This window comes from Streptomyces humicola (assembly GCF_024436035.1).
In the GTDB taxonomy this organism is placed as follows: Bacteria; Actinomycetota; Actinomycetes; order Streptomycetales; family Streptomycetaceae; genus Streptantibioticus_B; species Streptantibioticus_B humicola.
The window spans coordinates 1-14,624 of the sequence record NZ_JANFNG010000048.1; the positions used below are offsets into that span (position 1 = coordinate 1).

The 14,624-nt window shown below is 72.3% G+C and carries 13 protein-coding genes; 6 read left to right on the forward strand and 7 right to left on the reverse strand.

What is annotated here, in order from left to right:
• Positions 1-1,081: Hsp70 family protein (locus NGB36_RS31740; RefSeq protein ID WP_255924072.1), on the reverse strand; the 1,081-nt coding region annotated here is incomplete at its 3' end.
• Positions 1,082-1,289: 208 nt separating this feature from the next.
• Between NGB36_RS31740 and NGB36_RS31745 the strand changes: the two genes are divergently transcribed.
• From NGB36_RS31745 to NGB36_RS31755, 3 genes are all read left to right on the forward strand, one after another.
• On the forward strand, positions 1,290-1,538 hold the full coding sequence (locus NGB36_RS31745) for a hypothetical protein (RefSeq protein WP_255924073.1): 249 nt from the start codon (positions 1,290-1,292) through the stop codon (positions 1,536-1,538).
• Between the two features lie 135 nt (positions 1,539-1,673).
• Positions 1,674-2,318, forward strand: coding sequence for an NAD(P)-dependent oxidoreductase (locus NGB36_RS31750; RefSeq protein ID WP_255924074.1), 645 nt, complete (start codon positions 1,674-1,676; stop codon positions 2,316-2,318).
• A gap of 21 nt (positions 2,319-2,339) precedes the next feature.
• Positions 2,340-2,828 (forward strand): MarR family winged helix-turn-helix transcriptional regulator, encoded by a 489-nt coding sequence (locus tag NGB36_RS31755; RefSeq protein WP_255924075.1) that lies wholly within the window; start codon positions 2,340-2,342, stop codon positions 2,826-2,828.
• 12 nt (positions 2,829-2,840) lie between these two features.
• Here NGB36_RS31755 and NGB36_RS31760 read toward each other — a convergent pair whose 3' ends face one another.
• Positions 2,841-3,899, reverse strand: coding sequence for a cation diffusion facilitator family transporter (locus NGB36_RS31760; protein WP_372509578.1), 1,059 nt, complete (start codon positions 3,897-3,899; stop codon positions 2,841-2,843).
• A 74-nt stretch (positions 3,900-3,973) separates the two neighbouring features.
• Here NGB36_RS31760 and NGB36_RS31765 point away from each other — a divergent pair, with 74 nt between their 5' ends.
• Positions 3,974-4,330 (forward strand): ArsR/SmtB family transcription factor, encoded by a 357-nt coding sequence (locus NGB36_RS31765; protein WP_255924076.1) that lies wholly within the window; start codon positions 3,974-3,976, stop codon positions 4,328-4,330.
• 13 nt (positions 4,331-4,343) lie between these two features.
• Here the strand turns inward: NGB36_RS31765 and NGB36_RS31770 are convergent, their stop codons facing one another.
• Complete coding sequence (locus NGB36_RS31770; RefSeq protein ID WP_255924077.1) at positions 4,344-4,655, reverse strand: hypothetical protein; 312 nt, start codon at positions 4,653-4,655, stop codon at positions 4,344-4,346.
• A 273-nt stretch (positions 4,656-4,928) separates the two neighbouring features.
• Between NGB36_RS31770 and NGB36_RS31775 the strand changes: the two genes are divergently transcribed.
• Both NGB36_RS31775 and NGB36_RS31780 read left to right on the forward strand, forming a co-directional pair.
• Positions 4,929-5,435 (forward strand): hypothetical protein, encoded by a 507-nt coding sequence (locus tag NGB36_RS31775; RefSeq protein ID WP_255924078.1) that lies wholly within the window; start codon positions 4,929-4,931, stop codon positions 5,433-5,435.
• A gap of 46 nt (positions 5,436-5,481) precedes the next feature.
• On the forward strand, positions 5,482-10,059 hold the full coding sequence (locus tag NGB36_RS31780; RefSeq protein ID WP_255924079.1) for a cation-translocating P-type ATPase: 4,578 nt from the start codon (positions 5,482-5,484) through the stop codon (positions 10,057-10,059).
• A 12-nt stretch (positions 10,060-10,071) separates the two neighbouring features.
• Here the strand turns inward: NGB36_RS31780 and NGB36_RS31785 are convergent, their stop codons facing one another.
• From NGB36_RS31785 to NGB36_RS31800, 4 genes are all read right to left on the reverse strand, one after another.
• Positions 10,072-11,478 carry an NAD(P)(+) transhydrogenase (Re/Si-specific) subunit beta gene (locus tag NGB36_RS31785; protein WP_255924080.1) on the reverse strand — a complete coding sequence of 469 codons (1,407 nt, stop codon included), beginning with the start codon at positions 11,476-11,478 and terminating at the stop codon, positions 10,072-10,074.
• 4 nt (positions 11,479-11,482) lie between these two features.
• Positions 11,483-11,821, reverse strand: coding sequence for an NAD(P) transhydrogenase subunit alpha part 2 (locus NGB36_RS31790; RefSeq protein WP_255924082.1), 339 nt, complete (start codon positions 11,819-11,821; stop codon positions 11,483-11,485).
• Positions 11,818-13,005 (reverse strand): NAD(P) transhydrogenase subunit alpha, encoded by a 1,188-nt coding sequence (locus NGB36_RS31795; RefSeq protein ID WP_255924083.1) that lies wholly within the window; start codon positions 13,003-13,005, stop codon positions 11,818-11,820. Before NGB36_RS31795 ends, NGB36_RS31790 begins: the two co-directional genes overlap by 4 nt.
• 187 nt (positions 13,006-13,192) lie before the next feature.
• A complete protein-coding gene (locus NGB36_RS31800; RefSeq protein ID WP_255924103.1) occupies positions 13,193-14,545 on the reverse strand; it encodes a phosphoribosyltransferase family protein in 1,353 nt (450 codons plus the stop codon).
• Positions 14,546-14,624: the final 79 nt, after the last annotated feature.

The window sequence follows — 14,624 nt, forward strand, 5'->3', positions numbered from 1 at the left end:
CACCCTTGAGCACACCCGCCTGCAGCGACGCACCCACCGCGACGACCTCGTCCGGATTGACGCCCTTGTGCGGGTCCTTGCCCGTGAGCTCCTTGACCAGGTCGGCGACGGCCGGCATACGGGTCGAGCCGCCGACCAGGATGACGTGGTCGATGTCTGAGACAGCGAGCTTGGCGTCCTTGATGGCGTTGTGGAACGGGGCGCGGCAGCGCTCCAGCAGGTCGGCGGTGAGCTGCTGGAACTGCGCCCGGGTGAGCTTCTCGTCCAGGTGCAGCGGGCCCTCGGCCGACGCGGTGATGTAGGGCAGATTGATCGAGGTCTCGGTGGAGCTGGACAGCTCGATCTTCGCGCGTTCCGCGGCCTCGCGGAGCCGCTGCAGCGCCATCTTGTCCTTGGACAGGTCGATCCCGTAGGCGTTCTTGAACTGCTTGACGAGATGGTCGACGATCCGCTGGTCCCAGTCGTCACCACCGAGGTGCGTGTCGCCGTTGGTGGCCTTCACCTCCACCAGGCCCTCGCCGATCTCCAGCAGCGACACATCGAAGGTGCCGCCACCGAGGTCGAAGACGAGGACCGTCTGGTCGTTCTCCTTGTCCAGCCCGTAGGCCAGGGCAGCGGCGGTTGGCTCGTTGATGATCCGCAGGACGTTGAGGCCCGCGATCTCACCGGCCTCCTTGGTCGCCGTGCGCTGGGCGTCGTTGAAGTACGCCGGGACGGTGATCACGGCGTCGGTGACGTCCTCGCCGAGATACGACTCGGCGTCCCGCTTCAGCTTCTGCAGCACACGGGAGGAGATCTCCTGGGCCGTGTAGCGCTTGCCATCGATGTCCCCGGACTCCGGGAAGCGCCATCCGGACTCGCCCATGTGGCGCTTGACCGAGCGGGCGGTGCGGTCGACGTTGGTGACGGCCTGGCGCTTGGCGATCTCGCCGACGAGCACCTCGCCGCTCTTGGCGAAGGCCACCACGGAGGGTGTCGTCCGTGCGCCTTCCGTGTTGGTGATGACCGTCGGCTCGCCGCCCTCCAGGACGGACACCACGGAGTTGGTCGTGCCGAGGTCGATGCCGACCGAGCGCGCCATGACAGCTCTCCTCCCTCCGCAGGGGGCTGCGGACAGGACCTGCCTACGACACCTGCATAGAACGCGGAACATTTGCCGTCAAGCCGTCGGAATACCCACCAGTCGGTTGGAAGGGAACCATCGAGGCCCGGCGGTTGTGGCGGTCTCATTCGGGTGACCGCGGCGCCGCATCGGTTATCCGTCGGGGAGCCTGCTCGTTGAAGCCTGCATGACTGCGACGACGCAGACACAGGTCATCTGGCGCCCGGCGCCCGCGGGACCTCCTCCGTCCGCCGCGCCGACGCCGGACACTCCGATCTATACGGCGCTTGTGCGGTACTGGCGGGACGAGGGGCGGTGCCTGCCCGGCGAGCGGGACGACGAGTGGGCACAGCTGATGAGCCGGCCCGCCTGGCCCGCGGATTGGGCGTCGGGCAAGCGCGTACCGGCCGCCCGGCGCTCGCTCTCGGTGCGCTAGGCGGGGCCGCCCACGGAATCCTCCGCTGGATTTTCTCCGCGTCTCGCCGCTCCGGCCGCTCCGGGAAATTTACCTGACGTGTCAGGTGTTTGAGGCTGGTGTCAGCACCTCCCTCATACCTTCGCGAGGTTTTCCATGAAGATCCTTCTCTTCGGTGCCACCGGCATGATCGGCAGCCGCATCGCTGCCGAGGTGCTGCGGCGCGGCCATGAGATCACCGCCGCCACCCGTTCCGGCAAGGCTCCCGGGCTCGACGACGCGAAGGCGGCCGTCGTCTCGGCGGACGTCTCCGACGCCGGGAAGGTCGCCGAACTCGCCACGGGTCACGACGCGGTGGTCTCGGCGATCGCGCCGCCGCGCGACGGATCCGAGCCGTCCGGCCCGCTGCTCGCCGCCTACCGCGCGCTGATCGAGGGTCTGCGCTCCTCCGGCGTGCGGCGCGTGGTCGTCGTCGGCGGCGCCGGCAGCCTGCAGGTCGCTCCGGGCCAGGCCCTGGTGGACTCCCCCGGCTTCCCGGACGCTTACAAAGGCGAGGCGCTCGCCCATCGCGAGGTGCTCACGCTCTTCCGCGGCGTCGACGACCTGGACTGGACTTATCTCTCCCCCGCCGCTGAGATCGCCCCTGGTGAGCGCACGGGCGTCTTCCGGACCGGCGGCGACCAGCTGCTGGCCGACGCCGAGGGGCACAGCCGCATCAGCGCCGAGGACTACGCTGTGGCGCTGGTCGACGAGGTGGAGAAGGGTGAAGCGGTGCACCGCCGCATCACCGTGGCGTACTGACACACGCCGTAGGGGGCACGGATGGCAAGGCGCCCGATCAGCACCGCGGCGGAGGCGGCGGCAGATCACCGGATCCGGGCCTTCGGCGTCCTGCTGACCACCGCCGGGATGCTGGAGCGTCTGGCGGGAGCCGTCATGGAGCGGGAGTGCGGCATCTCGCACGCGATGTTCGAGGTGCTGCTCCATCTCGCCGAGCACCCGGAGGGCCTGCCGATGGGGGACGTCTCCCGTCGGCTGGTCCTCACCAGCGGCGGCGCCACCCGGCTCATCGGCCGGATGGAGGCGGCGGGCCTGGTACGGCGCGAGCCGTCGCACGAGGACCGCCGCAGCACCATCGTCTCGATGACCGAGCGCGGCGAGCAGACGCTCGTGGACGCCGCGCGCGTGCACGTACGCACCCTCGACGAGCACGTGTACCAGCCGCTGACGCAGGCCGAGGCCGCCGCGATGGTCAGCGCCCTCGACCGGCTCGGCACGCACGCCCGCGAGGTCCTGCCGCCGCTGGGCTGAGCACGTTCATCGTCACCCCACGTGGTGGGCGAGGAGTGCATGCGGGTCGGCTCCGTCGCGATCCGAGGTCGGGTCGGCGTGCACGAGGGCGGCCGTCAGCCGCGGTACGGCGTGGAGCAGAGCGTGCTCGGCGTCGACCGCGACGCGGTGGGCGCTGCGGACGCTCAGCTCGCCGTCGACGACGATGGCGACCTCCGCGCGCAGCTGGTGACCGATCCAGCGCATCCTCAGCTCGCTGAACTCCACCACGCCCGGCACCTGGCGCAGCGCATCCTCGGCGCGTCCGACAAGCGCGGGATCGACGGCGTCCATCAGCCGTCGGAACACCTCACGGGCCGCGTCCCGCAGCACCAGAGCAATGGCGACGGTGATCAGCAGGCCGACAACCGGGTCCGCCGCCGGCACGCCGAGCGCCGCTCCACCGGCGCCCAGCAGCACGGCGAGTGAGGTGAAGCCGTCGGTACGGGCGTGCAGTCCATCGGCGACGAGCGCCGCGGAACCGATCCTGCGACCGGTGCGGATGCGATAGCGGGCCACCCATTCGTTGCCGGCGAAGCCGACGAGCGCCGCTGCGGCCACCGCGGGGAGGTGAGTGATCTGCTGCGGGTGCAGCAGCCGCCCGAACGCCGTCCAGGCAGCGAGCACCGAGGAGGCGGCGATGGTGGCCACGATGACGATCCCGGCCAGGTCCTCGCCGCGCCCGAAGCCATAGGTGAAACGCCGGGTCGCCGCCCGCCTGCCGAGCAGGAAAGCAACGCCCAGGGGCAGTGCGGTCAGGGCGTCGGCGGCATTGTGGACGGTATCGCCGAGCAGCGCGACGGATCCCGAGAGCGCCACGACGACGGCCTGGACGACGGCCGTCGCGCCGAGGACGGCGAGCGAGAGCCACAACGTCCGCATGCCCTCGGCCGAGGACTCCATCGCCGGGTCGGTCCGGTCCGCCGCGTCATGGCTGTGCGGGGTGACCAGGTGTACGACGCGGTGGCGCAGCCGAGCCCAGGGCGTCGCCGAGGCCGGGTGCGAGTGCGCAGGTGTGCGGTTGTGCGCGTGGATGTGCGGGTGATCGGTCACGGACTCGTTCGCACCTTCCGTGCTTGGCCTCCGGCGAGCTGGACACCAGGGCGCCTCGCTCTCATTATGTACGCATGAGTGCACGCATGCACCTATCAGATGCGCACGGTGTGCAGGAGCCCGACGACGGCGAACGGCTTGCCGTCGCCGTGGAGGTGCTGGGGCTGCTCGCCGACCGCACCCGCCTTGCCCTGCTGCGGCGGCTCGGGGAGGGCGAGGCGGACGTCGGCACGCTCACCGAGGCGTGTGGCGCGGCGCGCCCGTCGGTCAGCCAGCACCTGGCACGGCTGCGTCTCGCCGGGCTCGTCACCACACGCAAGGAGGGGCGGCGCGTCGTGTACGCCCTGCGCCACGGACACCTGCGGCGCCTGGTCGAGGAGGCGCTCAGCGTCGCCGACCACCGGATCGGCCACCTCCCGCCGCACGACTGACCCGCTCACGCACTCACCTCCGCGACGACGGCTCCAGGTCCTCGCCCGACGGGGCGGCGCCGCGGGACTGCCGGACGAGCCGGACCGCGAAGGGCAGCGCCAGCTGGACGAGCACCCCGGCGCCCGTGCTTGAGGCGACACCGCCGACGATGGGCTCGATGCAGGCGGCGACACCCCGCAGCGCGCCGGGGCCGCACAGCCCGGACAGCCGCCGGACCTGCCGCGCCGCGGGGCGGACGAGGCCTGCGACGGGGACGTCGGGGACGGAGAGGGTCAGGGTGCGGTCGGCGGCGCCGGCACGCGGCCAGGTCATTTCGATGCGCATCGCGGATCTCCCCATTCGCACACGTCGGCACGCCTCCCGCGGTGAACGGAAGGGCGGCGGACAAGGACTCGGTCAGCGAGGGCGCGACGCCGTACGGCGTATTCCACGCACGGCGCTTCCCCTGTTGGGGCGCTGACATATGTCGAGAATCAAGGTGTTTGACGTAGGTTGTTTACACAGATCCGGAAAACACCAGGGGTGGCATAGATGAACACCAGCGGGCCGCCTCATGTCGGACGGCGTGTTCCGTTGCGGCCCGCGAACGGAGACATCATGAGCACAACCACCGCAACTTCCACGTCGCAGACGGCATCGAAATCAGGGTCCTCGTCAGGACCGGCCAAATTGCTGGCACATCCGGTCGACACGATGACGGCCGCGGTGGACCACATGCCCGGCGCCTCCGTCTTCAAGGGCGTCGCCAACGGCGTGCTCGACACGGTCGGGATCGTCTCGCCGCACGCCCGTCGCGTCGCGGCCTATGCAGGGGTCGGCCTGCTGGGTGCCGCGGGCATCGTCGAATGGCCGGTGGCGGCGGTAGGCGCCGCGGTCGTGTGGCTGACGCAGCAGCGCCCCAAGGAGGCCGAGGCCGCCGCGTCGGCGGCCGCCGGACACGGAACAGGAGCGTCCAGGACAGCCAGGACGAGGCCGAGCAGCGGCGCCGCGGCGAAGAAGGCGAAGACCGGTACGAAGGCCTCGTCCGCCGGCGGCCCTGGCCGCCGGACGACGTCGAGCCGCAAAACGTCGTCGGGCCGCACCGGGTCGGGCCGGCAGGCCTGACGCCGGACAGCACTGGGGGCCGCTGCCGATACCGCGAAGGTGACAGATGGTTCTGCGCTTGCTCACACGCTTGTCGGCGACGGGGCTCGATCTCGCGCTCGCAGCTCCCGCCCAGGCCGCCCGCCACACGGTCCCGCACGCGGGGGCCACCGTGCGTACCGCGGCCGGCATCGCCGCCGCCGGCATGCGCACCACGGCGAGCGGTGCGGCGGCCGTGTCGTCCACGGCGGTGCGCATCGGGCGCGTCGCCCGCAACGCCGTGACACCCAGCCGGGCATACTGGCATGCCGGTTCCCGTATGCACCTTCCGCTGCGCCCGCGGCCCGGCGCCGCCGCACGCGACGCGCACGCCATCGAGGCGGCCGCCCGGAAGGTCGCCCTCGCACTCGCCGAGCATCCCGACGTGGTGACCGCCTACTGGGACGGCGGCCTGGCGCGGCTGGTGATCCAGCTGACCGAGGACGCGGCCACCGACGACATCGCCGACAGGGCATCCGAGGTCGCCAAGGAGCACGAGCTCGAACGCCCCGACGAGCAGGTGCTCGAACGCGTCCACCCCGGCCACGCCGGAGGCGTGCGCGCCGGTGCAATCGCCCTCGCATGCGATGCCGTGGGCATCGCCACGGCGATGACGGCGCGTACCACCGGCATGAAGAGCTCTCCACGGCTGGTCACCGCGCTGGTCACCGTGTTGCGTGAGGACTCCCGCGTACGGACCGAGCTGCGACGCAGGCTCGGCGCCACGGGCGCCGATCTGGTGCTGGCCACCGTCCACGCGGCGGCTCACGGCTTCGGCCAGTCGCCCACCGCCCTGGTGCTCGACGCGGCGCTGCGCACCGGCCAGTTGGCGGAGGCCTTCGCGCGCGCCGCCGCCTTCGACTCCGCACACGACTCCCTCTGCGCGCCCGGCCGGCTGAGCCTGGGCGGGCGAGAGGTTCCCCGTCCGGCGCTCCGCCCGAACCCGGGCGAGGAGTACGCGGACCAGGCGGTGAGCGGAAGTCTGATGGGCGCCGCGGCGACGCTGTTGTTCACCCGTGACGTGGGCGAGGCGGCCGAGGCGGTGCTCGCCGGCTCGCCGAAGGCGGCGCGGTACGGGCCCGCGGCGTTCACCGCGGCACTCGGCAGCGCACTGGCCCGTGGCGGGGTGCTGGTCCGCGACGTCGAACGGCTGCGGCAGTTGGAGACAGTCGACACCGTGGTGCTGCATCCGGAGGCTCTGCGCAGCAGACGGCGCACGGTGCTCGACGTCCATCCCACCACGGACACGTGGGATCACGACCGGCTGTGGCACGCGACGGCCGCAGCGCTCCGCGCGCCCGACGAACCGCCGCCCGCGAACGGCCCGCGGCTGTCGCTGCGCCCGGTGCCCGATGAGGGGGCGTCGCAGACGGGGATGATGATCGCGTCGGCGGACGGCGCGGACGTGGGGACCGTACTGGTCGGCTGGGAGGTCGCTCTGCTCGCCGAGGCCGCGCTGGACGCGGCGCGCCGGGCCGGCCTGCACGTCGTCGTGGTGGACGACGCCTCGCTCGGCGACTTCGGCGCGATGGCCGACGAACTCGTCCCGGCCCGGCGGCCGTTGGGCGATGTCGTACGCGAGCTGCGGGCATCGCGACGCGGCGTGCTCACGGTGGTGCGGATCCCGGGCGACCACGACGGCACGGCGGGCGCCGACCCCGGCGAACTGGTCGACGGTCTGCTCGGCAGCGACATCGCCGTCTGCGTCACCGACGAGCGCAGTGCGGTGGTGTGGGGGGCTGACGTGCTCCCGCTGGGCGGGCTGGAGGGTGTGTGGCGCCTGCTGGCCGCCGTCCCGGCCGCGCGCAGCGTCGGCCGGCGTTCCAAGATCCTCGCCGAGGCGGGAGCGACGCTGGCCGGACTGCTCGTGGTGACCCGGGGCTCCCGCTCCCAACGCAGCCCGTTCTCCCTCGGGTTCCGGCTCAGCCCCGTCAACGCCGCTGCTGCTGTAGCCCTGTTGTGGGGGTGGAGATCCGCCCTCGGCGTCACCACCCGCGCAACGCCCCACCCGAGACCGCGCGTTCCCTGGCATGCGTTGCAGCCCGAGGAGGCGCTCTCCCGGCTGGCGTCCACGCCGCGCGCCGCGCCCGGCGCGCTGGACGTCGTCCGTGCCCGGCTCGGCGAGACGGCGGGCGCCGTCGCGCGGCTTCCCGTCTTCACCCCGCTGCGCGTGACGGCCCGTCTGGTGAGCGCCGTCGAGGCCGAACTGGACGATCCGCTCACCCCGGTTCTCGTCGTCGGCGCTGCCGCGTCCGCGCTCCTCGGCTCCACGGTGGACGCGTTGCTCGTCGCCGGTGCCATGGGCGTCAACGCCCTCGTCGGCGGGGTGCAACGGCTGCGCGCCGAGCGGGCCCTGTCGGCGCTCGCCGCCGGGCAGCGGCGCACGGCTCGACGCGTGGCGGGGGCGCGCAAGGGAAGGACGTCGACCGTCGAGGCCGCCAAACTGGCCCCGGGCGACGTGATCGAGTTGCGCACGGGCGACGTGGTGCCCGCCGACGCGCGGCTCCTCGACATCACCGACCTGGAGGTGGACGAGTCCTCGCTCACCGGCGAGTCGCTGCCCTCGGTCAAGCAGCTCGCCGCCACGCCGCAGGCGGCCGTCGCGGACCGCAGCTGCATGGTGTTCGAGGGCACCACGGTCGTCGCCGGGCACGGCCGCGCCGTCGTCGTGGGCACGGGGGACGAGACGGAGGCCGGGCGGGCGGCGCACCTGGCGGCACGCACCCCGGCCGCACCCGGCGTCCAGGCACGGCTGCACGAACTGACCAGCAAGGTGCTGCCGCTCACCCTCGCCGGTGGTGCGACGGTCGCGGCTCTCTCCCTGCTGCGCGGGAGCCCGGTGCGCGAGGCCGTGCGCGGCGGTCTCGCGGTGGCGGTCGCCGCCGTACCGGAGGGACTGCCGCTGGTGGCGACGGTGGCCCAGCTGGCGGCGGCCCGGCGGCTCAGTCGCCTCGGCGTACTGGTGCGCACTCCGCGTACGTTGGAGGCGCTCGGCCGGGTGGACACCATCTGCTTTGACAAGACCGGCACGTTGACGGAGAACCGGCTGCACGTCGTGCGTGTCGTCACCGCGGACGGCGAGCAGTATCCGGCCGACGCGCCCGAGGCCGCACCGGTGTTGCGGACCGCGGCCCGGGCCTGCCCGCACATCGCCGACGAGGTGGGGATCCACGCCCACGCCACCGACGAGGCCATCCTCGCGGGCGCGCCGCGCGAGCTGGAGTGGTCACCGGCCGACGCGCACCCCTTTGAAGCGAGCCGCGGTTACGCCTCCGCCACCGGCACCGACGGCGACGGGACGCACCTGCTCGTCGTCAAGGGCGCGCCGGAGGTGGTACTGCCGTGCTGCCCCCAGGCGGGGACGGACGCGACCGTGGCGACCCTGTCGCTCGCCGGTGAGGGTCTGCGGGTGCTCGCCGTCGCGGTGCGCCGGCTGCGCGGCGACGAGCTGGGCGAGGCGCTGGACAAGCCCTTGGAGGGGCTCGAACTCGTCGGGTTCGTGGGGCTGGCCGATGTCCCGCGGGCCAGCTCCGCCCCGCTCGTCGCCGGCCTGCGCACGGCCGGGGTGCGACCGGTGATGCTCACCGGCGACCACCCGCAGACCGCAAGGGCGGTCGCCACGGCGCTGGGCTGGCCGGAGGAGGTCGAGGTGGCGACCGGCGACGAACTGGCCACCATGGACCGGAACGGCCGTGCCCGCCTGCTGCACGACTGCGATGTCGTCGCCCGGGTCGCGCCGGAGCAAAAGCTTCAGGTGGTCGAGGCGCTGCAGAGCTCCGGGCGGGTGGTGGCCATGGTCGGGGACGGCTCCAACGACGCGGCCGCCATCCGCGCCGCGGACGTCGGGATCGGCATCGCGGTGCGCGGATCCGCGGCGGCCCGCAACGCCGCGGACCTCGTCATCGTCAACGACGAGCTGTCGGTGCTGATCGACGCCGTCGCCGAGGGCCGGGCGCTGTGGCGCAGCGTGGCGGACGCCATCAGCATCCTGATCGGCGGCAACGCCGGCGAGGTCGGATTCTCCGTGCTCGGCACGCTGATCTCCGGCTCCTCGCCGCTGTCGACACGTCAACTGCTGCTAGTCAACCTGCTCACCGACATGTTCCCGGCGATGGCGGTCGCGGTGACCCCGCAGGACGTGGAAGTGTCGGCGGAAGACTCCCCCGCCCCGTCCGCGCCGGTGGGCCTCGCCGCGCTGGGCGCGCCGCTCACGCGCCAGATCCGGCAGCGTGGTGTGGTCACGGGACTGGGCGCCGGGACCGCCTGGCTGATCGGCAACCTCACGCCGGGCTCCGCGCGGCGCACCAGCACGATGGCGCTGTGCGGAGTGGTCGGCGCCCAGCTCACGCAGACGGTCATCGGGCGCCGGCGCAGCCCGGTGGTGCTGGTGACAGTGCTCGGCTCCGCCGCCGCACTCGTCGCGCTCATCCAGACGCCCGTGATCAGCCACTTCTTCGGGTGCACGCCGCTCGGACCGGTGGCCTGGGCCGGGGTCACGACGGCGATCGGGGTCGCCGCCGTCGGCCCGTGGGTGGTACCGCCGGTGGAGCGGCTGCTCTCCGGCGCCGTGTCGGGGTTGCGCCCCGTCGTGCGCGTGACCCGCTGACGTGCGTGGCGTTCACGCCCCGACGAAGGTGCGGACCGCGGCCTTCAGTTCGGCGACCCCCTTCTTCGCGTCCATGAACAGCATGCCGGTCTTCGGGTCTGTGTAGAGCTCATTGTCGATGCCGGCGTATCCGTGGCCCATGGAACGTTTGATGACGATCACGCTCTTGGCCCGGTCGACGTCGAGGATCGGCATGCCCGAGATCGCGTTGCCCGGCCGCCGGGCGGCCGGATTGGTCACGTCGTTGGCGCCGATCACCAGCGCCACATCGGCATGCGGGAACTCGGGGTTGACCTCCTCCATCTCCTTCAACTGCGGGTACGGCACGTTGGCCTCAGCCAGGAGCACGTTCATATGCCCCGGCATCCGGCCCGCGACGGGGTGGATGGCGTAGCTGACGTCGACGCCGTGCTCCTCGAGGATTTCGGCGAGTTCTCCGAGCTCGTGCTGGGCCTGGGCGGCCGCCAGCCCGTAGCCCGGCACGACGATGACCTTGGCAGCGTAGGCGAGCTGGATCGCCACGTCGTCGAGGGAGACGCTGCGCACCCGGTCGTTGGCGTCCGCACCGGCAGCGGGCCCGGTGTCGCCGGTGCCGAATCCGCCGAGGATGATGCCGGTGATCGACCGGTTCATCGCATCGGCCATCAGCTTGGTGAGGATGCCGCCGGAGGCGCCGACGAGGGCACCGGCGATGATGAGAGCCGACTCGTCGAGGACGAAACCGGCCATCCCGACCGCAGTGCCGGTGAAGGCGTTGAGCAGCGAGATGACCACCGGCATGTCGGCGCCGCCGATCGGCAGCACCATCGTGGTGCCGAACGCCAGCGCGGCCAGCGTCAGCACCACGACCGCGGCTGTGCTGCCGGGGTCGGCCACCAGCCAGCCCGCGGACGACACGAAGAGGACGGCCAGCGCCAGGTTCAGCGGCCGCGCGCCGGGAAATACGATGGGCCGGCTCGGCACGATGCCCTGCAGCTTGCCGGCCGCGATGACCGAACCGGAGAAGGTGACCCCGCCGATGAGGATGTCGAGCGCACCGGGCACGGTGGACCGCGCGCCCAACACCCCCGGGTGCAGCGCCAGGACGATGTCGTCGATCGCGAGCAGCGCGGCCGCCCCGCCGCCGACGGCGTTGAAGACGCTCACCAGTTGCGGCATCGCGGTCATCTGCACGGTCCGCGCCGTGTAGAGCCCGACGCCCGAGCCGAATGCGGCACCGAGCACCAGTACCAGCCATCCGGTCGTCGTGATGGTGCCGTCGTGCACCACCAGGACCACGGTGGCGGCGATCGCCACGGCCATCGCCGCGGCCGACAGGGTGTTGCCGCGCCGGGCGGTGCGCGGAGAGTTCATCAGATGCAGGCCGATGACGAAGCAGGCGGCCGCGGCGAGAAAGACGTACCGGACGACGGTGCCCATCGGATCAGCCCTTCGCTTCCGATGTCGTCTTCGTGTCCGTGGAGCGCTGCCGGGAGCCGTCGCCCCGGGCGCGGAACATGTGCAGCATGCGGTCGGTGACGACGTATCCGCCGACCACGTTCATCGCCCCGAAGGCGACGGCGACGAACGCCAGGACGTAGCCGAGCACGTCGTGCGCGGTCGAGGCGATGAGCATGGCGCCGATCACGACGACGCCGTGGATCGAGTTGGCGCCGGACATCAGCGGGGTGTGCAGGGTCGTCGGGACCTTGCTGATGACCTCGAAGCCGACGAGGACGCTCAACACGAAGACGGTGAGGGCGGTTTGCAGGTCGAGGTTCATGCGCCACCTCCCACGGTGGGTACGGCGGCGAGGGCGGCCGCGACGGAAGAGCTGAGCACGCTGCCCTGGTGGGTGACGACCACGGCGGCCTGGATCTCGTCGTCCGGGTCGACGGGAAGCGCTCCGTCGGGCGGCACGCCGTCACGCAGCAGATGCGCCAGCAGTGCGGTGATGTTTCGGGCGTACGCGGTCGAGGCGGCGCCGGCCATCTCGGAGGGCAGATTGCCCGCGCCGATCAGGGTCACGCCGCCTTCGACGACGACGGTCCTGTCCGGCTCGGAGAGTTCCACGTTCCCCCCGAGCTCGCTCGCGCCCATGTCCACGACGACGGAGCCGGGGCGCATGGCGCGCAGCGCCTCCGCGGTGACCAGCAGCGGCGGTTTGCGTCCCGGCACCCGGGCGGTGGTGATCACCACGTCGGAGCGGGCGATGTGGGTGCCCAGCTCCTTCTGCTGCGCGCGCTGTTCGTCCTCGGTGAGCGCTCTGGCGTAGCCGCCTTCGCCGGCGCCCGATGCCACGGAGGTCAGGTCGACGAATCGGGCGCCGAGCGACTCGACCTCGCCGCGGGAGCCGGGACGTACGTCGTACCCCGACACGACGGCGCCGAGGCGGCGGGCGGTGGCGATCGCCTGGAGCCCAGCCACGCCGGCGCCGAGGACGAGCACGGCAGCGGGCTTCGATGTGCCGGCCGCGGTGGTCAGCATCGGGAAGTACCGGCCGTAGGTGTCGGCCGCGAGCAGCGCGGCCTTGTAGCCGGCGACGTTCGCCTGCGAGGTCAGGGCGTCCATCGTCTGAGCGCGGCTGAGCGTGCGCGGCAGCAGGTCGAGGCTGATGGCGGTGGCCCGCCGCTCGGCCCACGTCTGCACCAACTCGGGACGGCCGAGCGGGTCGAGCATGCCGATCAGTGCCTGTCCGGGGCGGAGGGCGGCGGACAGCTCGGCACCGGGCGGACCGACGCACAGCAGCACATCCGCCCGTTCGCGGATGTCGTCGGCCGGCACGACGGCGGCCTGCGCCTCGGCGTAGTCGGCATCGGTGAACCAGCCGCCCTGTCCCGCCCCCGGCTCGACCAGGACGTCGACGCCGGCCGACCGCAGGCGCGGCACGGCTTCGGGGACGATGGCGACCCGGCGTTCACCAGGTGCGCGTTCCCGGAGTACGCCTGCGGTGATGGTTCCCGTCATCTGCGGCCTCTCACTCTGCCATTGGTGACAACTGCGGTGATTACTGTGGTGACGACTGTGAGGACGGTCCGTTACGGACCGGAACCGGAGGATGTGCAGGGCCGATGTCCCGGCCCTGCACCATGGTCGAAGCACGCGGAGGCGTTGTCGAGAGGGCGTACCGGCCGGTACCTCTCAGGTCGCGGCGTCAGCGGTCGGCCGTCACGACATGCCCTGCCGGTGCGAGGTGCTCGGTGAACCAGCCCCTGGCCAGCTCCGCAACCGCCTCCAGCGTGCCCGGTTCCTCGAAGAGATGGGTGGCACCGGGAACGACTACGAGTTCGTTCTCACACGTCAGCTGCGCCTGTGCCTGTCTGTTGAGGCCGAGCACCACGTCGTCGAGGCCGCCGACGATCAGCAGCGTCGGCGCGCTCACCGCAGGCAGCCGCGGGCCGGCCATGTCGGGACGTCCGCCGCGGGAGACGATCGCCGCGATGCGCGCACCCGGTTCCGCCGCCGCCCACAGCGCAGCGGCCGCACCGGTGCTCGCGCCGAAGTAGCCGACCGGCAGGCCGCGGCCCTCGGGGCGCTCGCGCAGCCACGCGGTGGCGTCGATGAGCCTGCGGGCGAGCAGCGCGGTGTCGAAGACATTGGCGCGGTCGCGCTCTTCCTCCTCGGTGAGCAGGTCGAACAGGAGCGTGGACAGGCCCGCGCGGTTGAGCGCGGCCGCGACGAAACGGTTCCTCGGGCTGTGTCGGCTGCTGCCGCTGCCATGCGCGAAGAGCACGGTGCCCAACGGTTCCCCCGGGACGGTGAGCTGCCCGCCGAGCCGTACCGGTCCGGCCTGCACCTCGACCTCGCCACCGCGCCCCCGGCCTGCCGGTGCACCGGAACCTCCGGTGTGAGGGCTGCTCTGTCCGGCGACCGCCGCGGCCGATCGTTCGATGCAGGCGATGACCTCTTCGTCGGTGGTCTGCGCGAAGTCGGCGTAGAACTGCCCGATACCGAAGAAGTCGTCGGGGGTGTCGACGCACACGAACTCATCGGCGACGTCACCCAGCAGGTCGGTCCAGCCGCGCGGCGCCACGGGCACCGCGAGCACCACACGCGCCGCGCCCATGTCACGCACGACCCGGCACGCTGCACGCGCCGTGGACCCGGTGGCTATGCCGTCGTCGACCACGACCACCGTCCTGCCCTCGACGCCGACGCGTGGACGGTCGCCCCGGTAGCGGCGGGCGCGGCGCTCCAGTTCGGTGCGCTCCGCCTGTTCGACCTCGGCGAGTTGTTCGGGGGTGACCCGCGCCATGCGGACCACCGAGTCATTGATGACACGTACGCCGCCCTCGCCGATGGCGCCCATGCCGAGCTCCGGCTGGTAGGGCACGCCGAGCTTGCGGACCACGATGACGTCCAGCGGCGCTCCGAGACGTTCGGCGATCTGTGCGGCCACAGGAATACCGCCACGGGGCAGACCCAGCACGACGACGTGCTGGCCGCGCAGATGCTCCAGCCGCTCGGCCAGTCTGCGTCCCGCGTCGAGACGATCACCGAAGAACACGGCGGCCATGCATCCATTATCCGCCTCTCCCCCGGCCGTCCGCGGCCCTTCCCCGACTCCCTGGCCGTGAATCGGTTAA